This is a genomic window from Salmonella sp. SAL03688 (assembly GCF_046551895.1).
Classification (GTDB): Bacteria; Pseudomonadota; Gammaproteobacteria; order Enterobacterales; family Enterobacteriaceae; genus Salmonella; species Salmonella enterica.
In genome coordinates this window covers 1-20,201 of the sequence record NZ_JBGDVI010000025.1, presented here as the reverse complement: position 1 = coordinate 20,201, position 20,201 = coordinate 1, and the positions used below count along the sequence as shown (strand labels likewise).

At 50.9% G+C, this 20,201-nt stretch carries 30 protein-coding genes; 6 read left to right on the top strand and 24 right to left on the bottom strand.

Annotated features, from left to right (window positions below; all coding sequences use genetic code 11):
• Positions 1-14: 14 nt before the first annotated feature.
• The 24 genes from ACLJR2_RS20240 to ACLJR2_RS20125 form a co-directional block, all read right to left on the bottom strand.
• On the bottom strand, positions 15-1,481 hold the full coding sequence (locus ACLJR2_RS20240; RefSeq protein WP_057515245.1) for a DUF1073 domain-containing protein: 1,467 nt from the start codon (positions 1,479-1,481) through the stop codon (positions 15-17).
• Entirely contained in the window at positions 1,481-3,103 is a 1,623-nt protein-coding gene (locus tag ACLJR2_RS20235) for a TerL protein (RefSeq protein ID WP_057515246.1), read from the bottom strand. Before ACLJR2_RS20235 ends, ACLJR2_RS20240 begins: the two co-directional genes overlap by 1 nt.
• Positions 3,104-3,105: 2 nt before the next feature.
• Complete coding sequence (locus tag ACLJR2_RS20230) at positions 3,106-3,735, bottom strand: hypothetical protein (protein WP_057515247.1); 630 nt, start codon at positions 3,733-3,735, stop codon at positions 3,106-3,108.
• A 60-nt stretch (positions 3,736-3,795) separates the two neighbouring features.
• A complete protein-coding gene (locus ACLJR2_RS20225; protein ID WP_046598537.1) occupies positions 3,796-4,299 on the bottom strand; it encodes a hypothetical protein in 504 nt (167 codons plus the stop codon).
• 102 nt (positions 4,300-4,401) lie between these two features.
• Positions 4,402-4,944 (bottom strand): DUF2514 family protein, encoded by a 543-nt coding sequence (locus tag ACLJR2_RS20220; protein WP_057515248.1) that lies wholly within the window; start codon positions 4,942-4,944, stop codon positions 4,402-4,404.
• Complete coding sequence (locus ACLJR2_RS20215; RefSeq protein WP_057515249.1) at positions 4,941-5,567, bottom strand: glycoside hydrolase family 19 protein; 627 nt, start codon at positions 5,565-5,567, stop codon at positions 4,941-4,943. Before ACLJR2_RS20215 ends, ACLJR2_RS20220 begins: the two co-directional genes overlap by 4 nt.
• Positions 5,567-5,848, bottom strand: a complete 282-nt coding sequence (locus tag ACLJR2_RS20210) for a phage holin family protein (RefSeq protein WP_000226307.1) — start codon at positions 5,846-5,848, stop codon at positions 5,567-5,569. The genes ACLJR2_RS20215 and ACLJR2_RS20210 overlap by 1 nt, the downstream gene beginning before the upstream one ends.
• On the bottom strand, positions 5,835-6,224 hold the full coding sequence (locus ACLJR2_RS20205; protein WP_001294873.1) for a phage holin family protein: 390 nt from the start codon (positions 6,222-6,224) through the stop codon (positions 5,835-5,837). The genes ACLJR2_RS20210 and ACLJR2_RS20205 overlap by 14 nt, the downstream gene beginning before the upstream one ends.
• A gap of 89 nt (positions 6,225-6,313) precedes the next feature.
• Positions 6,314-6,502, bottom strand: a complete 189-nt coding sequence (locus ACLJR2_RS20200; protein ID WP_023221874.1) for a hypothetical protein — start codon at positions 6,500-6,502, stop codon at positions 6,314-6,316.
• Positions 6,503-7,006: 504 nt separating this feature from the next.
• A complete protein-coding gene (locus tag ACLJR2_RS20195) occupies positions 7,007-7,804 on the bottom strand; it encodes an antitermination protein (RefSeq protein WP_001749676.1) in 798 nt (265 codons plus the stop codon).
• A complete protein-coding gene (locus tag ACLJR2_RS20190; protein ID WP_001617856.1) occupies positions 7,794-7,940 on the bottom strand; it encodes a YlcG family protein in 147 nt (48 codons plus the stop codon). The genes ACLJR2_RS20195 and ACLJR2_RS20190 overlap by 11 nt, the downstream gene beginning before the upstream one ends.
• On the bottom strand, positions 7,937-8,578 hold the full coding sequence (locus ACLJR2_RS20185; protein WP_057515225.1) for a recombination protein NinG: 642 nt from the start codon (positions 8,576-8,578) through the stop codon (positions 7,937-7,939). Before ACLJR2_RS20185 ends, ACLJR2_RS20190 begins: the two co-directional genes overlap by 4 nt.
• 2 nt (positions 8,579-8,580) lie before the next feature.
• Entirely contained in the window at positions 8,581-8,787 is a 207-nt protein-coding gene (locus ACLJR2_RS20180; RefSeq protein WP_001241022.1) for a hypothetical protein, read from the bottom strand.
• Entirely contained in the window at positions 8,787-9,389 is a 603-nt protein-coding gene (locus tag ACLJR2_RS20175) for a DUF1367 family protein (protein WP_000929801.1), read from the bottom strand. Before ACLJR2_RS20175 ends, ACLJR2_RS20180 begins: the two co-directional genes overlap by 1 nt.
• 39 nt (positions 9,390-9,428) lie before the next feature.
• On the bottom strand, positions 9,429-9,668 hold the full coding sequence (locus tag ACLJR2_RS20170; RefSeq protein WP_001804676.1) for a hypothetical protein: 240 nt from the start codon (positions 9,666-9,668) through the stop codon (positions 9,429-9,431).
• A gap of 55 nt (positions 9,669-9,723) precedes the next feature.
• A complete protein-coding gene (locus ACLJR2_RS20165; protein ID WP_001217670.1) occupies positions 9,724-9,963 on the bottom strand; it encodes a DinI family protein in 240 nt (79 codons plus the stop codon).
• A gap of 519 nt (positions 9,964-10,482) precedes the next feature.
• Positions 10,483-11,262, bottom strand: coding sequence for a dATP/dGTP pyrophosphohydrolase domain-containing protein (locus ACLJR2_RS20160; protein WP_000208141.1), 780 nt, complete (start codon positions 11,260-11,262; stop codon positions 10,483-10,485).
• A gap of 10 nt (positions 11,263-11,272) precedes the next feature.
• Positions 11,273-11,530, bottom strand: coding sequence for a hypothetical protein (locus ACLJR2_RS20155; protein WP_000224239.1), 258 nt, complete (start codon positions 11,528-11,530; stop codon positions 11,273-11,275).
• Position 11,531: 1 nt separating this feature from the next.
• On the bottom strand, positions 11,532-12,065 hold the full coding sequence (locus tag ACLJR2_RS20150; protein WP_000215887.1) for a hypothetical protein: 534 nt from the start codon (positions 12,063-12,065) through the stop codon (positions 11,532-11,534).
• Complete coding sequence (locus ACLJR2_RS20145; RefSeq protein WP_000626977.1) at positions 12,062-12,511, bottom strand: ParB/RepB/Spo0J family partition protein; 450 nt, start codon at positions 12,509-12,511, stop codon at positions 12,062-12,064. The genes ACLJR2_RS20150 and ACLJR2_RS20145 overlap by 4 nt, the downstream gene beginning before the upstream one ends.
• Entirely contained in the window at positions 12,508-13,209 is a 702-nt protein-coding gene (locus ACLJR2_RS20140; RefSeq protein WP_000788825.1) for a replication protein P, read from the bottom strand. Before ACLJR2_RS20140 ends, ACLJR2_RS20145 begins: the two co-directional genes overlap by 4 nt.
• Positions 13,206-14,111: a replication protein gene (locus tag ACLJR2_RS20135; RefSeq protein ID WP_000024046.1), complete on the bottom strand. Its 906-nt coding sequence runs from the start codon at positions 14,109-14,111 to the stop codon at positions 13,206-13,208. Before ACLJR2_RS20135 ends, ACLJR2_RS20140 begins: the two co-directional genes overlap by 4 nt.
• 91 nt (positions 14,112-14,202) lie before the next feature.
• Positions 14,203-14,577 carry a CII family transcriptional regulator gene (locus tag ACLJR2_RS20130; protein ID WP_072141721.1) on the bottom strand — a complete coding sequence of 125 codons (375 nt, stop codon included), beginning with the start codon at positions 14,575-14,577 and terminating at the stop codon, positions 14,203-14,205.
• Positions 14,543-14,779 (bottom strand): transcriptional regulator, encoded by a 237-nt coding sequence (locus tag ACLJR2_RS20125; protein WP_000869364.1) that lies wholly within the window; start codon positions 14,777-14,779, stop codon positions 14,543-14,545. Before ACLJR2_RS20125 ends, ACLJR2_RS20130 begins: the two co-directional genes overlap by 35 nt.
• Positions 14,780-14,908: 129 nt before the next feature.
• Here ACLJR2_RS20125 and ACLJR2_RS20120 point away from each other — a divergent pair, with 129 nt between their 5' ends.
• The 6 genes from ACLJR2_RS20120 to ACLJR2_RS20095 all read left to right on the top strand — a co-directional run.
• Positions 14,909-15,313: a transcriptional regulator gene (locus ACLJR2_RS20120; RefSeq protein WP_001009038.1), complete on the top strand. Its 405-nt coding sequence runs from the start codon at positions 14,909-14,911 to the stop codon at positions 15,311-15,313.
• Positions 15,314-15,602: 289 nt separating this feature from the next.
• On the top strand, positions 15,603-15,827 hold the full coding sequence (locus ACLJR2_RS20115; protein ID WP_000402505.1) for a hypothetical protein: 225 nt from the start codon (positions 15,603-15,605) through the stop codon (positions 15,825-15,827).
• A 101-nt stretch (positions 15,828-15,928) separates the two neighbouring features.
• Positions 15,929-16,087, top strand: coding sequence for a YdaE family protein (locus ACLJR2_RS20110; protein ID WP_000917562.1), 159 nt, complete (start codon positions 15,929-15,931; stop codon positions 16,085-16,087).
• 21 nt (positions 16,088-16,108) lie between these two features.
• Complete coding sequence (locus tag ACLJR2_RS20105) at positions 16,109-16,459, top strand: hypothetical protein (protein WP_023252309.1); 351 nt, start codon at positions 16,109-16,111, stop codon at positions 16,457-16,459.
• 126 nt (positions 16,460-16,585) lie between these two features.
• Positions 16,586-19,513, top strand: a complete 2,928-nt coding sequence (locus tag ACLJR2_RS20100) for a RecE family exodeoxyribonuclease (protein ID WP_057515224.1) — start codon at positions 16,586-16,588, stop codon at positions 19,511-19,513.
• Positions 19,476-20,201, top strand: a 726-nt coding sequence (locus ACLJR2_RS20095) for a RecT family recombinase (RefSeq protein WP_141039446.1), incomplete at its 3' end; no start/stop codon positions are given. The genes ACLJR2_RS20100 and ACLJR2_RS20095, both read left to right, overlap by 38 nt.

Genomic DNA, 20,201 nt, shown 5'->3' with positions numbered 1-20,201 from the left:
TTTCGGTGACGCTATCATTTGAACCATCGTAGTGCCCATTTACGATATCCCCGACCGCCCGCGCTATCTGCCGTAGGCTCGTTCGATATCGGATCTCCGCCTGTCGGCTCTGGCGGTTTGTCGACAAGTTCGCCGATGCCTGGTGGCGCTTCGTCTTCGGCATTCTCGATATCCTCGTCGGTAATGGATGCACCGATGCCAGTAACATCGGAGTTCTCACGCAGGTCGGTCATAGCGGCTTTGGTTGTCATCAGACCTGCATCCAGCGCATTGACAATCGCCGTGGTGGTATTCACAGCCACCGTTGAGCGGTCCACATCTGACATCTGCCATAGCGGGTTAAACTCAAACGTGAAATCGTCCGGCAGCGGCTTACCGAGCTCCGAACGATGCATAATGTCCAGCACCCGGCGCACTGGCAGGCGTAAGCGACGCTCCTGCAATGAACTGACCCGGTCATAATAGTTGGCAAGGTCTGCGTCACCCGTTGAGAAACCTTTAGGGGACTGCCCGAAGAGGCGCACCAGTGGAATGCCAACAGCACCGCTAATCTGCTCGGCGAACTGCGAAAGAATGTCATCCAGACCGCTGAAACTGTACTGGTGGGTTTCGAAGGTATCCTTGGCATCCATTAGCGTCATGCCTTCATTGCTCTGAAACTGGCGGATCAGATCAATGTTTTTCAGCAACGCCTCGAATGCCGGGCCGCCCAGTGCAATAAGCTCACGGAGTTTTTCCACTTTGTAGGTCCGCAGATGCGCTTTGTAGACCAGCTGCGCCGCACCGACAGTGGCGCTGTCGAACGCAGTAAGCCGATCCCAGATACGCTCTACAACCGACATGCCCCATTCGTTCTCGGTCATCTTCTGCTGGAATGGCAGCGTCACCCCATCGAAGCGAATCAGGCGGCTATGGTGAATACGCCAGGCGGGGATGCCCGTTGCGGTGGTCACCACATCATAAAGCTCAGGCTTGCCGAGATTCGGCCCCATTTCTTTAATGCGGCGGGTCAGTACCGGGTTAATCATCCAGCGGTCAAGCGGAAGAATCCCCTTAAACTTGCCTTCACCAATGGTTTCGAGCCGTAGCGGGGTCATGGGCGCCTGACCTTCTATCATGATGAAGCCCACCGCGCCGCCGTAGAGACGAGACCATTTCAGTACGTCGTTCAGCGCATCCCAGATTTGCAACTGATCCAGTTGCGCTTCGAGAGTGCCACGGTCTTTTGCGTCAATCTCAGAAGTGATGCGAATGCCTTTGCGGGTCATGTCGTCGGGGATAGCATCTACCGCTTCACCGATGAGCCAGGATGAGCGATAGGACCATTCCACCAGCATACGGTTGCGGCTGGTGAAGTTCGCCCGGTAGGTCGATGCGGAGTGCTGGTTAGGCGTCTGCATCCCCACGCGGGCGACAAAGTTCTCGTAGCCGTCGGCCGTGGCCTGCACCGTTCGTCGCGAGGCTTGTTTGTTTCGTGCCATCAGGCCTGTCTCCCTAGCAGCTCCCAGATATTAAGGGCTGAATTCATTGGCGCGTAGCTGATCATCACCGAGTCGGCGAGGTTCGGCGACCTGGTACCGTCAGGCTGTTTATCCACAACGATTTTCCCCACGCCGTTAATGGAGTAGGTTGGCTGCGAAAGCTCGATGATGAGTTTGTCTTTGCTCTCCATCGTGCTGCTGATGGAGATAATTTCGTCCGGGTTGTAGGCCATACCCTCAACAACGGCGCGGTAGGTATTCTGGAAGAGCTTGCGTAAGTACCACCAGCTCTGTGCCTTGGCGTTGGCGAAGAAATCCTTGTTCAGGCGTGCGGCCTGCCCATTGTCGCCCCGTACGGCTTCGTCATCAGGATCGAATACCGCGCCGCTACCACGAAACGGTGTGGCAAGTACTGGCGGCCTGCGGGCGGCTTTGCGTAACTCGTTAATGGCGCGCGCATCGCCGCGAACGCCAGCCCCCAGACCGTCCTCGTCGAAGCGAAACTCTTCGAGATTATCCTGTTCACAAAAGCCGAAGACCTTCTCAACAGACTGGTAAATGTCGCTGCCCACGCCGGACCATTCCCGCACATTCTCCAGAAGGAAACCGTGACGGGTTGAAAAGGCGTTTTTGTCCCGACCTTCGTCGGCGACGTCCATCGCCCCCAGTCGTTTGCCAGTTGGCTGGATGCCCAGCCTGATATGTGCATCAACAGCAGCCTGTACCCAGTCTGAGGGGATCAGGACACCTTCCGCTGATGCGCTGTAGTTCAGGTCAAGCTCCTGCGCCACTACCACCGGATTGTCGATTTTCTCGCATTCCCTGCGATACCACTCATCATCCTTACGGGGGTCGCTACGCCAGTGGAATGTGAATACCGGTATCTTTCCGCCGTGGCGTTTCTGCGCAAACGGGTTCGCCATGCCGTTGACCGAACTCAGGTCAATACGGCAACGGGTGGTTTGCGATAACGCCGCATCAATCAGTAGCGGGCGTTGCAGAAATGCAGCCTCATCCACCAGATAGAGTGTGGTTCGGTCACCACGTCCAATATTGTCACCAGCTTCGCCCTTGATGACCGCGCCTGTCTCAGGAAATTCAACACGCATGTACGGTGCATGCTTCTTCTCATTCCACGACCCACGAAACTCGACGGGCAGCGTCTCTACAAACTTGCGCGCCTTCCAGAACAGCGCCTTAGGGTCACCAGTACTGTCGACATATTCCTCTTTACGGGAACCGAAGCCGATGACCATCTCTTTGTTAAACAGGCAAAGCGAGCAGGCCATCCCGATCGCCGTCCAGCTCAGCCCCATTTCACGGGATTTTTCGGTGATACCGTTCTCCCGCTTGCCCCAGCGTTCCATAATCCAGTGAATCCACTCTTCCTGTTTCGGGAATAGCAGAAAAGGGATGGTGACCGGCAGGCCATAATCGATATTACGCGGGTCCGTCGTCATGCCCCAGTCGATGATGAACTGAGCCGGGTTAGTACGATAAAACTGCTTCAACGCGGGCAGCATCTCAGGATGCTGGCGAATGCGCTGTAAGCGTTCCATCCGCCATTCAAACACCATCTGGTAATCTGGATGTTTGAAATCGAAGGAGAATGGTAACGGCATAATTAACCCATCATTTTTTTGTATAGCTCCGCTGCCTGATCAGTTGTCAGATCAGTATTTTTTCCTGGTAGAGGCGTTTTTTCTGGTTCACTGACAGCACCTATACTCCATGCTTCTCTCTCCAGGCCGATCAACGTTTTCAGGCTGTCGCTCAGGTCTTTCAGAGATTTCACACGGGAAGGCAAACTGATGACTTTTTGATAAGTTTCATTGAGCCGGTCACGGCCTTTATCGTCAGGATCGAACATGATGTCACCCAGTTGCTCCAGCGCCACCACATCAGCACACTGCGCACCAAGTTCATCAAAAAGCGTGTTTGTGAGTTCCCGGGCCCGGCGAATATCGCCCCGGTGCTCCATGCGTACCGAGGCTATTACCTCCGCTGTGGCCTCTATCAGTACGCGTTCTGTAAGTTCCGTTTTGGTGCGTACCGTTTTGCGTACTTCCTGTTTGCGTACCAGATCGTCAGCCTTTTGCTGAATCCTGGCGTTAAGATCACGGGACCAGTCATCACGCTTTGCACGCTTGCGGATAGCACCTTCACTAATACCATGATGTGACGCAATTTCACGTAGGGACATCACTCCGGCCCGGTATGCCGTCTCGATGGCCTCCCAGTCCGGTTTTGCCATATCTGATCACCTGCCTGTTTGTCATTATCGCAGACACTCAGGGAATGCCTGCTGTAATGCTTACTTACGTAACCGTTCCAGTAAATCCTTCTCAAATATCCCGGTACTTTTACACTCAACCGGTTTCACCTTATCGTTACCGTCGGCAGTATCCAGTCCGGCAGAGCCTGTCACCATTACCGAAACATTACTGCCTTCACCGGCACTCCAGACCTGCGCGACGATACGGTAATGCTCCTGGATATTTTGTGTCTGCGGTAACAGTGAACAGTCCAGATACAACGAACTCAGTTCCGGGTCATCTCCTCTACCGGCGATAATCCCTGTGGTCTGGTCGTTAACACTGGCTGTGATGGCCTTCTCCCTGAAATACAGCGCCACGGCATTCAACAACTCATCCGGTTTACGGTTACCAATGAATGAGGTTGATATCTGTTCGCTCATCCCTGGCTGCTGCCCGGACTGGCTGTCCTGCTGTTGCTGCCCGCCCGTTTTAACCGGACCATACACGGTAATACAGCCGCCAAGACAAAGTGCGGCAGCGGTGGCTAATATACGGCGCATAGTCATTACCGATAATAAAGCGTTGTACACCCGGCGAGGGACACACATACCAGGGCCAGTACGAATAATTTTGCCTTCATTAATTTTCCTTGTTATCAGGTTTCAGTTCTGCCCGGTCACTTTGTCCCAGGTACGTTCGCATGTGCTTCCGGCGACATAACGCTCATCAGCCTCTTTTGCGAACTTTCCCGCCAGATCGTCAGCTTCGCCAAGCAACTTGGCGAGCAGTATTCCGGTCTCGGCTTTTGCCTGGCTTGCTGCGGCAAGAGCGGAAAGCCTGCCGGTTTCACTTCCTGCAAGTTGCCGTTGTACTGCTGCGAGCTGCTGTTGCAGCCCACCGCGAGCACGCTCAGCAGCATCAGCATCGGCCTGTATTTTTGCCAGTTCTTCATCGGCTCTTTTCCGTTCTTCATCTGCGGCGTGCTGGCGACGCTGTTCTTTCGCTCGTTCGGTTACTTCACGCTGCAATGCAGCGGTCGCATCGGTAAGGTCTCGTTGCGCCCACTGGTATTTCCAGGATGTATCCGCTTTCTGATAACCTCGTGAATAACACCAGTACGCTGCCGCACATAACAAAAAAGCCACCAGCAGTATTTCTGCTAATGGCTTCCAGATTTTTTTAAGCAATACAGGTAACAGATTCATACCAACACCGATTTTGCTTTTTCAAAGCGCTCTCGCCGATCTCCGATGCCGTTCTGCCCTCCGTTTATTATCTGTGTAACGCGTACCATGTCGCCGGAATATTTCAGACACCCTTTAGTCGCGAAGAACCACGCTGCACTACGGGCAGCATACGTATCCTGTGCCAGTAGATCCGGATGGGAAACGAGCTCAGTTTTGATCCCGTTACCGCAATCACGGTAGTTGTTCAGACCTGTGATCTGAATAAGCCCACGCCCACGGTAGTTCCAGCCGTCGCCAGGCCCGTTGTTACCCATTCGCTTGCTGTATACCAGATTAGCTATTGCACGCTGTCGCTCGAGCGGAAGCGCCTTCTCACAGGCTTTTCGCCCAAGAGTACTGGCCTGATCTGGAGTGATTCTCCCGGCGCGGATGAATCCGGTCAGCCCGGCGATACTGTAGTTGAAGCTCTCCACCAGCCTTGTAAAACCAGCGCTTTCATGTCCCGCCTGAGCAATGAACATGGCCTGATCCAGTGGAGCAGTAATACCGAATTCGCTCATTGCCGCCGTAATATGTGGATACCAGCGCGCAGCCAGTTCGGCGCTGATACCAGCCGCCTGCTGAAATTGTTGTTGATTCATCAGTGCCTCAGTGCATCGACCAGACGCGCCACATTACCGCGAGCCCACAGCACAGCGGCGCAGATAAGGATATTCACCATCACCACCAGCCAGTGGGATGATTCATATAAACCAAAAACAAACCGGAAAGGGACGCTGGCATATACCAGCACCATGACATAGGCCAGTAACGAAATCAGGGGACGGTGTGTCGCATCACCGCGTCGGTAAAACATCAGAACGATGACTATCACCCCACAAATTACGGCATTCAGAACTGCAGAAGGGTCATTTGCTACCATTTGATCCCCCTCCCCTGATACGAGAAAGAATACTGAACAGGCTGTTCAGATCCTGACTGTTAAGAAAAGTGAGAAACTTTATACACATTGCAGAAATAATCACTGCGCCAAGTGCATCCAGTGGTTTTTCATAATGCGTTATTGCCGCAAGCTTAGTACCTATCAACCCGGCGCCAAGCACTCCCACAATAAATGATGTAATAAAATAAGCGACCAGCCTGATGCGTCCGATGTTGGTTGCCGTGGCGACATAAAACACCGCGCCGGCAAAAGCACCGAATACCACACCATAATCGGTTCCGGTTGCCAGACCGAATACACTGGCCCCCATTAATCCACCAGCCAACACTGTCGCACTGGATACAGGTTCGGACATTCATCCCCCTCTGGTTATGTGGGTCCTCTCAGTTATGAGGGGAAATAAAAAAGGCTGCCTGATGGCAGCCCTGATAAGGTTTAAGTCATTTAAACTGGCGGCTGTAACGGCCCAGACAGTACTTCTGCTTCACCGTTATGGCAGATATCATCACCCCTTGTCAGATGCCAGACACCGACAATAAGCTGTCCTGATTCCAGATCGTCAACTGTGTCATTCGTATAGTATGCCACCTGAGCAACACCGTTATGCTGAATCCAGTAATACCCTTCTTTCATTCACACCTCCGCAAGACTAAGCAAATAGTATAAGGCGAAGCAGAAAATGCCGCGGTGCAAGAAACCACAACTCAAATCCTGTTGTACAGGCTGCTCTTTCCAGTCATAGCCTCACCACCGATAGCTCGGATGGCGCAGTGTGAAGTAGGAAGGCCGCCCGGTGGATTAACAACAAAACTCAGAGGGATTATTCCGGACGGCACAAACAGAAAAGCCCCGGCAATCACCGAGGCTTAAATTGTTGCCGGTTACCGCTCCGGCGCGATCAGCAAAAGCTATCGCGGTATCAGATTGTGGTCCTGCCTGTGTGAGCTTTGCGGTCGGCTGGAACATGTAGACTCCGCATCACTCCCCGCACTTTGTCTTATTGGCGTCGGGAATCCATAAAAGAAAACCCCGCCGAGGCGAGGTTCTTAATTCTTGTAACGTCACAGGCATAATAACCCATCGTTGGAATCAGGTTAGCCATTTTCCGTTAAGTTTGCAATAGCTAAATTATTTTGGTCATCGAGTCACGTTTCCCAGAACCTTTTCTGCATACGATTCCTCAATATGGCAATGCTCCACCAGCCGATCGAAAAACAGTTTATAGTTGTACCGCCATACCATTTCCGTTACTCCTAGTGCTTTAAAAATCTCGGTATCTTTGAGACGTGGGTAGCCTCTTCCCTTGCATCTTGGGCATTTTTTATAAACCGGCACGCCCTGCAACTCAGATTTTTTCTTATCGAGAATTTCTCCGCGTCCCCGGCAACGACATTCATTTTTCACATGGCCTTTGCCATCACACGCCTTACACACTACGCGTACCTGCTCACGAACTGATTTCCACACCTCCCAGTCGGACGGAGAAATACCTTTCGTATCTTTTACCCATTTTGGTGGCTTACCATCTGGGTAGGTAACCTTGTTCGTGAAAACCTCAGCATCAATTAATTTAGCACCATGACAGTTACTGCACGTCACCAGGCTGGCCGCGCTGAGGGAATAATCGCGAAATACATAACGCGCCATAGTGTCGAGAAATTTTGAACGCTTACCCTCTTCCATTTTCCGTAATGCCCCATGCCGTTCTGCACGCTGCTCTGCTAATAGCCTGATATAGGCGATGATATTTTCAGAAGATAAAACCCCAGCTTTTGCAAGATACAATTCAATACCCACTGCGGCTTTTGCAGTAAGTAGCCCGAGTGATGCCATTACGTCAGTAATAGTCAGCGTATCAGACGTTATTCCGCATGGTACTGCGCCGGGCATCATGGATTTAGGTGAAAAATATTTCGGTAAGGACTCAAGATTCATTTCGATGCTCCCGTTTTGCTTCAATGCGGACGTAATTACGAAGAATGCGGTATGCCACAGGAAAAGATCCCCGGTATCGATAAATTCGGAGACGCAACCAGCGCATGCGGAGTATCTCGATCAGTTCTGGTTTCATGCTGCATGTTCCTGCCGACGTGCGCGGCGCTTCTCCAGCGCCCAGGCTTTGCGGGTGAATATGGATTTGATGCGTTTCAGGTACGGGATATCGAAACGACGTGGCGCATTGTCAGATTCAAGACGCTCCACCCTTTCCAAGCCTATACGCCTGATGAGGCGTATTCGGTATTCGACCGCATTACCGCTTAACTGCCGGTTGCAGCGCGTGCAGGCCGAATGAACGTTGAATACGTTGAATTTGAGATGTGAGGCGGCACCGCGCGAGCGGTAATGGCTTGCATCGATGGCGCTTCCGGTCAGGAAATTGCTTTTACCAACCAGCGGCGCATCGCAGCTAATGCAGGGTTTACCTTCATCCCGTATCCTGATGTAACGGTTAAAGGCGGCCTGCGCCTCTTTATCCCACTGAGCTTTAGTTTTGAACGACTCACGCTTAGCCTGGCGGCGCTGGCGTTCGGCTTTATCCGCCTGGTGTTTCTCCCTGATACGCCTGGCTGCGGCTTTAATCTTTTCTTTGGCACGCAGTTCCAGGGCATAGATAGCGCCATGTTCAGGACAGCACCAGACAACGTTGCTGTAAGCAGGATGAAACCATTCCCGGCAAACTTTGCACTTACGGCGCGGTAATTTAGCCATGTTCACCCCCAGACCTTTTGGCGTAAGGATTTTGGCGTCCGCACCCGGTGTGCATATTCAGGTAATTTCGCGCTGACAGTCCAGGTAATGAAGTCAGGGTTCAGGCTCTTTTCTGTCCTTACGCCCCGCTTCTGATAATCCGATACCAGCGTGTCGGCCTGCTCGGTTGTGCAGTCGTGATGATGGAACCAGGAGTATTTCATCGCCATCACCCCGCAAAGCTCATGAGCTGGGCGGCGGCGTTCTCGGCCTCGCGCTGAGTACGAAATGTACGTGATAAAATCCACCGCCAGATCACATCAAGCGCGGATTTATACAACTGCTGAAATTCGACCTCATCCATGCTGGAAAAAGCGATGCTGCGGGGATGTTTGCGAAGGGTGCCGTCCGGTAACTGGATGGCGTCATAGTGACCAGCCTCAACCGTCACCCATGCGCGGTAGGCATCGAATGATTTACACAGGCTAATCCCGTTTGTTACCCGGCGGTTTGCAATCTGTTCCAGATACTGTTCAGCCGCATCCAGTAATGCGCTTTCATTCCCGCCATATGCAGCGAGAAACTTTGCATAACCGTTTACCAGTTTGCGCTCATTGGCAGAAATGGCGCCGCCGGTGGGTTCCCAGTATTCAAACCCAAGATTAAGCAACGCGAAAAAGCGGCGATGGAATGCAGGATTCCTCACCTGGCGGAACTCAGCCACCAGCACGGCACCGAGTTTAATTTTTGATTGCAGAATTTCGCTGGTCTCCGGCGTAGCGGGGATCAGAATTCCAGATGACTGCTTGATGAGTTGTAATTCGTGCGCCATGGTGTTCTCCGTGGCGCAGCAGGTGCAGGTTGTTCAGGCCTACATTTGAAGTGTATCAAAGCAACGGGTAATTCGATAGCCTGCCTTTTCTAACATTTGCGTAAATAATGTTGGAGTTCCAACTATGTCATCAGGGTGAAGGGGAACAAAAGATATCTCGTCACCACGACGATACATCAGGGCGCGTCCGCTATCCGGAATACTACCGAACCTTGCCACTACACAATGATCGTAACAACGTATAACCGCATACCCTGATTCTGGTAAGTCTTCTAACATGTAACCCCCCGTCACACTGACTTTATTTCTGGAAACGTCTGCGACTCCACGATGCTTAATATGCATAAAACCAGTCGTCAGCGCTTTCCCACGTTTCCTGCAGAATGCTCTGTATACGTTTTTTATCGCCATCAGCAGCACCGACGATACTCAGACCATCCTGACTGCCTCGACGGATGGTTAAGTTGCAGTTTTCATACTGATTCTGGAGACGGGTAATTAATTCTTTTTCAAGCGCAGGAACGGCACCTTCCGGAAGCTGTTTTGTCCGGCTGATAACAAGTTCAATTCTCATAATTCCCTCTACATTTAACTACTGTATATAAACACAGTATACCTGTTAGAAAGAATATTCAAGAGGTGAATAGCACTTTTTGCAAAAGCTAGCATGTTGTTTCATATCAGATTTTAGGCGAAAAACCCGCCGCAGCGGGTTATGACGCAACACTTCATGCCGGAGTTTTCCGGTCCGTCTTGTTGTGAACCTCCCAGAGACTAATGCCACAACTGAACACAAACTCAGCCAGATAATTTAAGCCGGACCATTCCCGGATGCCGCCGCGCGCCGCTTCCACAAATACAGCGATATCCTGATCACGCCACACTCCAAACAGGCGCCAGCCGCCACTGTCAGTCTTAACGGCTGCTATACGCGTCAGAACACCAGTCTGGTACAGGTCAGTGAACGCAGGTTTCTTCCTGGTTATTATTCGCATATCTACAAACCTAAGAAATGTTGATTACAAATCACTGATTCGTATTTTTTGATTTTTCACTAATGCCGATCACAGGACCGGCATGTAGATACGGGACATTAGCTCTGCTCTGGTTCTGGTGCTGCTGGCAGCGGCATCCAGTGCGTAACCAAGATATGCTCAATGCAGTTCATCTGATTGCCGCCTCGCATGTCAAAAAATAGTCCAGAATGCTCATCAAAATATGAAACATAACGATATCCCAACTTGTTATGAACAATTACTTCTTGCTCGTCTTCTGGCATCCGCTCACTACAGCTTATCCAACCATCCGGAATTACCGGCGCTGACTGCTCTTTAATATGCAGTCGTGGCTCACCGTCTTTCGGTTCAGGCCATTCGCGCTTCTTGTTCACCGCCAGCTTTTCCACCATCGCCAGGGCAATCTGCTCGTCAGTAATACCAGCGCGGCGTTGTGCATCCCATAACAGGAATTGCATATCAGCCCACTCAAGCGGATCTGATGGGTCTGCGGCGGCCTCGAGCGCTTCTTTTGAGAGGTGTTTCAGTGGCCCCACTGGACCGACATCGCCGAACGTCTTATCTGACCACTCGGCGTGCTCACGGCGAATACGTTCGCGTTCTGGCACTGGCGGGGTGGTGTAGAGCGGTATATACACGGCAACATCATCAGCAGCATTTGGCTGCTGCTCTAACGTCACGCATGTGCCGGAAAATTTATTCAGATATCGCACAGGCTCAGCGGTAAGCGCTGCCAACGCTATACGCGCCAGTTCGCGCAGGTTTTCGCTATACGGTGACGTGTTATCACGACTGATTACGTGGTTCGCCGTATCAATTAAAATCTGTTTTTGCTGTTCTCTGGTAATAGTGGTCATGGGTTAGCCCTCAGCCTGCCGTGCTTTCAACTTGGTTAGGGAATGTCAGGTACTCATTAAAGGCCGCTCCGATACGCATCGCGGCGGGGATAAATTCGCTTTTCCCCTTATCTACTTCATCAAAAATTTCGTCATAGCGCGTCACATCAAATAGCGATACTTCACAATCGCCAGTCGTCGCAAACGCGATCCGATTTGAGGGACACTCCGCCAGTAGCTTATTGAGTTTCTTTACCCAGGCTTTTTCCTGTTTCGTCAAAGTAGCCATATCACTCCCCCTTAACCTTGATGCCAGCGGTGCGTATTTCGTGTATCGCATTGTCATTACCAGCACACCAACCCTCGGCATAATCCCGGCTGAATCCGCTCATGTGCATGACTTCTCCAACGCTGAGTTTTGACAGGTTGACCTCCCGCGCCTCCAGTTCTGCTATGCGCTGCTGGGCTTCATGGTACGCATCAAGCAGTATGTCGAAACAATTGCCGTCGTTCAGTATTTGGGCCAGTTCAGGTTTCCACGCTACGCAGTCATCATCCGGGTCTTGCATGTTGTAGACGTAAGTATCAAAGGCACCCATAAAGCGCCCGAATCCACCTTTGTCGTCTACCAGCACTTGCCAGGAGCGGAGAAGGAACAGTTTTTGGTCACGATCTAAATCTGTCCGGGATAGCTCATCGGCGATAATGCTGATCTCACTACCGTGCCAGCGAGCATCATTACGTTGCGCCGCATGAAACAGCTTCCAGAAATACTCAGTTTCTTCCTGGTTCGGGCGGCATTGCTTCAATGTATGGACTGTCATGCTGCACCTCCAAAAATCCATTGGTTACCTGCGTGCGCCTGGAATTTGCAGGACGTATCAGGCATAACCAACTCATGAACCACTTCGCCTGTTTCAACAAAGTAGTAGTTGCTGTCTGTAACGTTGTTGATGAAGAATGCCTCACGCTCGCGCCATGACATCTCACCGAGAATACGCTGCACCTTTTTGGTGATTGGTCGGTAATCAGGTTCTATGCCAGCCAGTTTTGCCGCCGCGTAGTTGTGGTGGCCATCCATCAGGATGGTGTATTGCTGCCCACGCAGAACTATCGGGTAAACAGATACGATAAAACGCTTAAATCTTGCCGCTCTGTCGTTTACCTTTGCCTTGTCGAGGTAGCGCTGACTGCTGATAAGCGGACCTTTGATGTTGCTCATTGGCCCTTTATCGGTGATTACTTTTTCAATATCTAATGCAGTTATCATGATCTGACTCCCTTTAGTCCGAATTTGGCCCGAATTTCTGCAATCTTCGCGAGGTTTTGCGCGCGGTTTAGTGGTCTGCCACCAAGAACAGGAAGCTGCTTAACTGGCTCCGGGATCACCTCTCCACGGTTTATCCTGGTAACCATGTGGTTGAGTTCTTCGACTGCCTTGCGGCGCAACTCGGTATCACTAAGAGCGTTAGCTCGCATGTTTGAGTACAGTGTGGTGACAAGCCAGTAATGGGCTTTGGATTCCCATGGATATGATTCTGCATCCGGGTATAAACCACGCGTGCGGCAATACTGGTAAACCATATCGACCAGTTCATTGGCATCAGGAAGCCCGGCAGCAGTTGCCAATTCAGCCTTACACCATGCGACGAACTGGCCTGGAGACGGAAGAAACGGACGTTCCTGACGGCGGGCGACACGCATTCCGGCCGCAACTTGCTCCATGGTGGTGATGTCGTTCTCACGGAAAGCCAGAACCCACTGACGCCGGATTTCGTTCATCTCAGCCTGGCTGCGATTAGCTGTGGTAGCAGGGAACGCTGCCATAAGCTGACTAAACACGTTGTTGATGACCTTAGCAACCTGCTCAACTTGCGGCTTATCGTCATGCTGTTCCGGCATGTTGTTGGCAATACGGCGCATCTGCTCACGGTCAAAATTAACCATCTGCGCAGCAATGTTTTTCATAGCTCCACTCCGTATATCCAGTCAGTGTTATTTAGGTCAAGTTTTGGCTTAGAGGCAGTTGTGCCAGTCTGTTGCTTGTTGCGGTTGATATCGAGTTGAGTCCACTTTTCGCGGAGCTTTGCCGGGCTAATGACGTTGCCAGCCCAGAAGCTGTCATGGCACGCCCAGCGAAACAGCACGCACATGTCGCGATGTGTTCGTCCGTCACATTCACGCATCAGGCGTATATCGTTAGCCCATCCTGCCAGGTTAGGTTTTCTGGCTGATGGAGAAATGGTTTTTATCAGGTCAAACATCCACTCGGCAGCAGTTAGGTCTTCAGCAGTTCCCCACTTGTTGCCTCTCTGAATCGCTGCTTCGGGTTTTAGGACATGAGGTTTCTTTCTTGGCTTGTCAGAGGATTCGTCAGAATTCTCTGACGTAGATCTTTTAATATTGTCTTTTGTTAGTTTGTCTTTTGTGGTTAGCAACTTCTGCTTAGGTGCGTTAGCAACTTCCGCTAAGGTTTTCTTAGCAGGTTTAGCTAATGTTTTGCAGAATCCGTTATTTTTAGTTTGCCACTCGGAAATATGGATATTCATACCAACCCTGCGGCCTTCCTGAATCAGTACCTTCTTCCTGATCAGACTGTTTTTTGCTGTCGAGCAATGGGTATGATGCTTCTGAATCATCTCCTCTAACTGCTCGTTGCTGATCCAGTCCATTTTCTTGTTGTATCCATACGTTTTGCGCCATACGGCCATCAGGATGCACAGCTCAGTCTCCGGCAAACCAGAACACATCACGGCATCCAGAAGTTCATTTGCCAGGCGCGTATAGCCATCATCGAGATCTGCCACGCGCGGCTCCTTAGGTGCCACGTCAGGCACAGGAAAATTGATTACTTCGGCAGTGTTTGCCATAATTACTCCTGTGAATTGATCCAGTTAATTCCACCAGAAAGCCGTTGGTGACCCCTCACCGCGGCTTTCGCCTTTTTGGTTGCTGTCATTTTCAGTCCCACCCCAGCGCATCCGGCCTGGCTCGTTCAGCCTTTAGCCCGGCATCAGCGAGAATCTCTACGGCTGTGAGATAGTTTCTGGATACCAGTACCGCCTCCGGTGGCGCGGCCTGAATCCCAAGAAAAGCCAGCTCTTCCGCCATGTTGCAGAAATATCCCTCAGCTTTACGCCTGCTGACTGTCGACTCGCTGATGCCCATATGCTCGGCGTATGATTTCTGCCCTACTGATGCAAGCCGGTTGAGCAGAACACTCTCTATCTCAATCGGGTTGATTTCTGGTGGGTCTAACTTTCGTGCAATTGCGTTCTCCATGGGTAAATATCCTCTATGGTTATTTGGCTGATGCCTCTTGGCTTGGTAAGCCATCGGTTGGGTTTGGGTAGAGATCAGGACGCAGTTCGTGTGGGGTGACTTTCCAGTCAATAGCTCTTGCCACTCGAACTACAAGTTCGCCGGGAACTTTGTTTTTAAACCAGCCGTTAACGGTCTGAGCACGGCGACCAAGTCGGCGTCCCAACTCAGCCTGGCTACACACGGAAAGGATCTTGCGTTGAACAGTTACTTTCATTGGTCGGTCTCATTGAGTGAAGATACAACCAATTATTCAAATTTAATCGATACTGTCAAATTATTTCGATAGCCATACCTACAGAAAAAATCTGTATAATGAAACCATGTAATTGTGCGAGAACGAAAAATGAACTTTGGAGAGCGTTTACAAAGAGTGCTTAATGAGACTGGGATCACCCAATCTGAGTTAGGTCGTAGAGTCGGCGCTACCTCTCAATCAGTTAATGGTTGGTGTCAGTCCGGCATTCTTCCCCGAAAAGATATCTTAGAGTTGTTACCTAAGGCCACAGGTAAGCCGTTGTATTGGTTCTTCATGGAGGATGATGAGGAATCGGATGTGCCTGAACGTCTAACACAAGGTGGTCCAACAGATCTCAATGACCGACAAAAGCGGCTCTTAGAAATATTTGATCAGCTACCGACTGTTGAACAAGACCGTTTTATTGAGCTGGCAGGCACCAGACTTCAAGAACTAGACGATTTCATGGCTGAATACCAAAGACGCAGAAAAATCGAGCCTCCTTCTCGCTAAACCAGCTTTAAAACTACTAACCGCCTTAACTGGCGGTTTTTTTATGTCATTAATTCACCCACATCTCGCTTTCTTAATCTTCCCTGTAAAATTAATCATCAAATTTAATTGACATGTATCGATTGAATCGATAATACTTAACCTATCAAACGCAGCAACGAGTCATCAAGGCAGGACGCCCACGAAGTAGCCGCCCGGGGCATACGAAGACCGGGATGAGATGGCAAGGTTAACGTGCAGCAGGTGATAAACGTTCCGCTGGCCGGCGATAAGGCAAACGAGGGAAGTCATGGAAATCATCGATAAAAAATACAACAGCAAAGAAGAGACTACTGCATTTCACCTGAAATCCAGTGGCAAAATTGTCTCACGCCTGCTTTCAACAAAGCTTGATCGTGATGATTGGGAGATCATCCATAACCTATTGCATTTCGTTTACAGCCAAGGTGTCGAGGCAGGCAGTAAAAGCCGCGCAAAAGAAATACGGATAGCTCTTGGATTAGAAGATGATTGATTTCGCACGTAAGCCAGCACGCATCCAAGCCATCAAACTTAGCTATTTCGGAGTGAGGTTACGCCGCCTCTGCTACCTGCTGGCGCAGAAAGGAGATCCGGATGCTTAAACAATGCGGTTACTGCCGCAAATCCATTGATGAAGGCAAAGAAGTAAAAAACACCCTTCTCTATCTCAACGGCTCGCAACTGGCGCGCAAAGAAAAGGAATATTGTTCCAGGCAGTGCGCTGAATACGACCAGATGGCGCACGAAAGTTAAATAGTAGTTCCGAAATATGAAATGAAAAATTCGCCATTAATTTGGCGTGGCTTCCTACACCCTGAATTTAAGACTGGAGAACTTATGGAAATCTTAAAAATCGAAATGAACCTGAAAGCAGTTAATAAGAGCATTGCTTTATTCAATTGCGAAAAGAAAGTCTCAGGCGTTATTCACTCAAATTCAACTGGCGAAACTACTGTGATTCTCGACGGTGGATATGTACTCGGAAAGTTCGACTGTCCTCATTGTGCTGTAGAAGCCATTTCGCTGCTCACAGTCAAGGTAAGTGATGGAGAACAAGCAGGGTTTGGTAATTACCGAAGCTACAAGCTTGATTACTCAGAAAAATTTTATCAGACCATCCATTAAGAAAACGCCCACCGAAGCGGGCGTGCCCTGTCCGGTCCAACCGACCAAAGCGAACCGGACCTAACAACCAGATATATCGGGGTGCTGTTAAGGCACCTCCATTCTACACGAATTGAGGACAAAACAATGAGTGGAACTAATCCTGTATTTTTAGTCCGCAAAGCAAAGAAATCATCAGGCCAGAAAGACGCTGTACTCTGGTGCAGTGATGATTTTGAAGCGGCAAATGCAACACTGGATTATCTTCTGATTAAATCCGGTGCGAAGCTGAAAGATTACTTCAAAGCTGTCGCTACTAATTTCCCTGTCGTTAACGAGCTGCCGCCGGAAGGCGAACTGAGCCTCACTTTCTGCGATTACTATCAACTCGCTAAAGACAATATGACCTGGACGCAAATCCCCGGCGTCACCCTGTCATCATCTGAAGCCGCCGCCGCGGCGCGCCAGCATATCGTCGATGGTGTTGATACCGAAACAGGCGAAGTGCTGGAAGACCACACCGAAAATTTTGGTAACGAAAGCAACAGCCCTGACCAGGCAACAGCCCCAGCCCCCGAGCTGACTGTTGTCGCAACTATGCCTCTCCGTCACCGCGTTCTTGCTCAGTACATAGGTGAAGGTGAGTATCTTTATCACGTCGACGCCTCCCAGAAAAAAGAAATTCTGCGTCTCGAAATGGACACCGATAATTCATATGTCCAGAACCTGCTGCTTGCCGCCGAGAATGTTGAAGCGTTCAAGAAAGCCATTGAACACGATGTTCATAAGGTAGTTAATGCCATCAAAAAAGTATTCCCTGTCGATGGAAAAACTCCTGAACTGGCGACTGTTATCCTGTTCCTTAAAACATGGTTCGAGACGGAGCATATCGATCGCTGTTTGCTCGTTAAGGAGTGGGCAAAAGGCAACCGTGTATCGGCTATTCAGCGCACTGAAAGCGGCGCCAATGCTGGCGGTGGCAATAAGACTGACCGTAACCCTGATTACGAACACACTCTCGATACTCTTGACGTAGAGATTGCAATGGCCACTTTGCCTATGGACTTTAATATCTATAAGCTACCTGGCAGTGTTTACCGTCGCGCAAAAGAAATCGTAAAGAAAAAGGAAAGTCCGTTCAAAGAATGGTCCGCAGCACTTCGCGCAACGCCCGGTATCCTGGATTATTCCCGCGCCGCTATTTTCGCGCTGATCCGAAGCGCACACCCTGAGTTTTATCACTACCCCGGACGCCTTCAGGGGTATATCAACGCCAACTTAACGGAGACTGATCACGAGAACCCCACCGAGGAAGCTCTCACGGCTGCCCGACACACTCCGGAAAAAGACGCAGTAGAAGAAGCCAACCGACAGCTTGCCGCCGCACGCGGTGAATACGTCGAGGGCATCAGCGACCCGAACGACCCAAAATGGGTGAAAACCGAGACAAGCCAGCCGACCACCGAACCTGAACTGGTTAAAAATGTTGGCAACGGTATTTTCGACGTGTCCGCTTTAATGCAGAACTCATCAACTCATGGCACAGAAACGAATCCGGAGATCACCAGCAATGTGCAGGTTCAAGAAGCTGACAGTGATGAAAAACAGGCTGGTGATGCGGTGCAGGCAGGCGAAGGCGATCTGGGTACTGGTAAAGAAGCAGTTACCGTAGAGAACCAGAATCAGGCTGAAACGCACCAGAACAACGATTCTGTGAGCCAATCTGAACCTGAGGCGCAACAAAATGTACCGGAATCGCAACAAGAAGAGCCAGAAGCAGCCTGGCCGGAATACTTCGAGCCGGGCCGCTATGAAGGTGTACCAAACGAGGTTTACCACGCCGCCAACGGGATCAGCTCAACTCAGGTGAAAGATGCTCGCGTGTCGCTGATGTACTTTAACGCGCGTCACGTAGAGAAGACTATCGTCAAAGAGCGCTCCCCAGTACTTGACATGGGCAACCTGGTACATGCTCTGGCTCTACAGCCGGAAAACCTCGAAGCGGAGTTCAGCGTAGAGCCTGAGATCCCTGAGGGTGCTTTCACCACCACCGCCACCCTGCGCGAGTTCATCGACGCGCACAACGCCAGCCTGCCAGCACTGCTGAGTGCTGACGATATCAAAGCGCTGCTGGAGGAGTACAACGCCACCCTGTCCGCTCCAGTACCGCTGGGTGCCAGTCTGGAAGAAACAGGGCAAAGCTACATAGCGCTACCTGCTGAATACCAGCGCATTGAAGCAGACCAGAAACAGACAGCCGCAGCCATGAAGGCCTGTATCAAAGAATACAACGCCACCCTGCCTACGCCGGTTAAAACGAGCGGTAGCCGTGACGCACTTCTGGAGCAACTGGCAATAATCAACCCTGACCTGGTCGCTCAGGAAGCGCAAAAATCGTCGCCGTTGAAAGTATCTGGCACGAAGGCCGATCTGATTCAGGCCGTGAAATCAGTCAACCCGGCAGCGGTATTCGCCGACGAATTGCTGGATGCGTGGCGGGAGAACACCGAAGGGAAAGTGCTGGTCACCCGCCAACAGCTCAGCACCGCGCTGAACATTCAAAAAGCCCTGCTGGAGCACCCGACCGCCGGCAAATTGCTGACTCACCCAAGCCGCGCTGTCGAGGTTAGCTATTTTGGGATTGATGAGGAAACCGGGTTGGAAGTTCGGGTACGCCCTGACCTTGAGATCGATATGGGCGGCCTGCGCATTGGCGCCGACCTGAAAACTATCAGCATGTGGAACATCAAGCAGGAAGGCCTGCGTGCGAAGTTGCACCGGGAAATCATCGACCGGGACTATCACCTGAGCGCGGCCATGTACTGCGAAACTGCGGCGCTGGACCAGTTTTTCTGGATTTTCGTCAACAAAGACGAGAACTACCACTGGGTCGCCATCATTGAGGCGTCTACCGAGTTGCTGGAACTTGGCATGCTGGAATACCGCAAAACAATGCGAGCGATAGCAAACGGCTTCGACACTGGTGAATGGCCAGCGCCTATCACAGAAGACTACACCGACGAACTGAACGATTTTGATATGCGCCGCCTTGAAGCGTTGCGCGTACAGGCATAAGGGGAAAATCATGGAAAACACAAATATTGTTACCACTGAGCAGCAGGCACCAAACACCATTTCTGCCAGTAACGCAATTTTTAACGTTCAGGCACTGGGTCAGTTAACAGCTTTCGCTAACCTGATGGCAGACTCACAGGTGACGGTACCGGCACACCTTGCAGGGAAACCAGCCGACTGTATGGCTATCGTCATGCAGGCTATGCAATGGGGTATGAATCCTTACGCTGTGGCGCAGAAAACACACCTGGTTAACGGTGTTCTTGGTTACGAGGCACAACTGGTCAACGCAGTAATTGCAAGCTCCAGTGCCATTCATGGCCGTTTTCATTACCGCTATGGGGGTGACTGGGAGCGCTGCACCAGGACACAGGAAATCACACGCGATAAAAACGGTAAAAATGGGAAGTACACCGTCACTGAGCGCGTTCGGGGCTGGACGGATGAGGACGAGATCGGCCTGTTCGTTCAGGTTGGTGCCATTCTGCGAGGTGAATCTGAAATCACCTGGGGAGAACCTCTTTACCTCTCCGGCGTTGTTACCCGCAATTCTCCGCTATGGGTTTCAAACCCTAAACAGCAAATTGCTTATCTGGGCGTTAAATATTGGGCTCGCCTGTACTGCCCGGAAGTGATCCTCGGCGTGTACAGCCCTGATGAGGTTGAGCAACGAGAAGAACGCGAGATT

Bases quoted from the DNA above. Each gene is read 5' to 3' on its own strand.
- ACLJR2_RS20145 (WP_000626977.1), bottom strand. From the start codon at position 12,511: ATGATAACTGCATTAGATATTGAAAAAGTAATCACCGATAAAGGGCCA.
- ACLJR2_RS20140 (WP_000788825.1), bottom strand. From the start codon at position 13,209: ATGAAAAACATTGCTGCGCAGATGGTTAATTTTGACCGTGAGCAGATG.
- ACLJR2_RS20200 (WP_023221874.1), bottom strand. From the start codon at position 6,502: ATGAAAGAAGGGTATTACTGGATTCAGCATAACGGTGTTGCTCAGGTG.
- ACLJR2_RS20130 (WP_072141721.1), bottom strand. From the start codon at position 14,577: ATGGCTTACCAAGCCAAGAGGCATCAGCCAAATAACCATAGAGGATAT.
- ACLJR2_RS20135 (WP_000024046.1), bottom strand. From the start codon at position 14,111: ATGGCAAACACTGCCGAAGTAATCAATTTTCCTGTGCCTGACGTGGCA.
- ACLJR2_RS20190 (WP_001617856.1), bottom strand. From the start codon at position 7,940: ATGAAACCAGAACTGATCGAGATACTCCGCATGCGCTGGTTGCGTCTC.
- ACLJR2_RS20185 (WP_057515225.1), bottom strand. From the start codon at position 8,578: ATGGCTAAATTACCGCGCCGTAAGTGCAAAGTTTGCCGGGAATGGTTT.
- ACLJR2_RS20105 (WP_023252309.1), top strand. From the start codon at position 16,109: ATGAAAAATTCGCCATTAATTTGGCGTGGCTTCCTACACCCTGAATTT.
- ACLJR2_RS20110 (WP_000917562.1), top strand. From the start codon at position 15,929: ATGCTTAAACAATGCGGTTACTGCCGCAAATCCATTGATGAAGGCAAA.
- ACLJR2_RS20155 (WP_000224239.1), bottom strand. From the start codon at position 11,530: ATGGCTACTTTGACGAAACAGGAAAAAGCCTGGGTAAAGAAACTCAAT.
- ACLJR2_RS20220 (WP_057515248.1), bottom strand. From the start codon at position 4,944: ATGAATCTGTTACCTGTATTGCTTAAAAAAATCTGGAAGCCATTAGCA.
- ACLJR2_RS20165 (WP_001217670.1), bottom strand. From the start codon at position 9,963: ATGAGAATTGAACTTGTTATCAGCCGGACAAAACAGCTTCCGGAAGGT.
- ACLJR2_RS20115 (WP_000402505.1), top strand. From the start codon at position 15,603: ATGGAAATCATCGATAAAAAATACAACAGCAAAGAAGAGACTACTGCA.
- ACLJR2_RS20215 (WP_057515249.1), bottom strand. From the start codon at position 5,567: ATGAATCAACAACAATTTCAGCAGGCGGCTGGTATCAGCGCCGAACTG.
- ACLJR2_RS20150 (WP_000215887.1), bottom strand. From the start codon at position 12,065: ATGACAGTCCATACATTGAAGCAATGCCGCCCGAACCAGGAAGAAACT.
- ACLJR2_RS20180 (WP_001241022.1), bottom strand. From the start codon at position 8,787: ATGGCGATGAAATACTCCTGGTTCCATCATCACGACTGCACAACCGAG.
- ACLJR2_RS20235 (WP_057515246.1), bottom strand. From the start codon at position 3,103: ATGCCGTTACCATTCTCCTTCGATTTCAAACATCCAGATTACCAGATG.
- ACLJR2_RS20195 (WP_001749676.1), bottom strand. From the start codon at position 7,804: ATGAATCTTGAGTCCTTACCGAAATATTTTTCACCTAAATCCATGATG.
- ACLJR2_RS20175 (WP_000929801.1), bottom strand. From the start codon at position 9,389: ATGGCGCACGAATTACAACTCATCAAGCAGTCATCTGGAATTCTGATC.
- ACLJR2_RS20210 (WP_000226307.1), bottom strand. From the start codon at position 5,848: ATGGTAGCAAATGACCCTTCTGCAGTTCTGAATGCCGTAATTTGTGGG.
- ACLJR2_RS20230 (WP_057515247.1), bottom strand. From the start codon at position 3,735: ATGGCAAAACCGGACTGGGAGGCCATCGAGACGGCATACCGGGCCGGA.
- ACLJR2_RS20225 (WP_046598537.1), bottom strand. From the start codon at position 4,299: ATGCGCCGTATATTAGCCACCGCTGCCGCACTTTGTCTTGGCGGCTGT.
- ACLJR2_RS20160 (WP_000208141.1), bottom strand. From the start codon at position 11,262: ATGACCACTATTACCAGAGAACAGCAAAAACAGATTTTAATTGATACG.
- ACLJR2_RS20240 (WP_057515245.1), bottom strand. From the start codon at position 1,481: ATGGCACGAAACAAACAAGCCTCGCGACGAACGGTGCAGGCCACGGCC.
- ACLJR2_RS20100 (WP_057515224.1), top strand. From the start codon at position 16,586: ATGAGTGGAACTAATCCTGTATTTTTAGTCCGCAAAGCAAAGAAATCA.
- ACLJR2_RS20125 (WP_000869364.1), bottom strand. From the start codon at position 14,779: ATGAAAGTAACTGTTCAACGCAAGATCCTTTCCGTGTGTAGCCAGGCT.
- ACLJR2_RS20170 (WP_001804676.1), bottom strand. From the start codon at position 9,668: ATGTTAGAAGACTTACCAGAATCAGGGTATGCGGTTATACGTTGTTAC.
- ACLJR2_RS20205 (WP_001294873.1), bottom strand. From the start codon at position 6,224: ATGTCCGAACCTGTATCCAGTGCGACAGTGTTGGCTGGTGGATTAATG.
- ACLJR2_RS20120 (WP_001009038.1), top strand. From the start codon at position 14,909: ATGAACTTTGGAGAGCGTTTACAAAGAGTGCTTAATGAGACTGGGATC.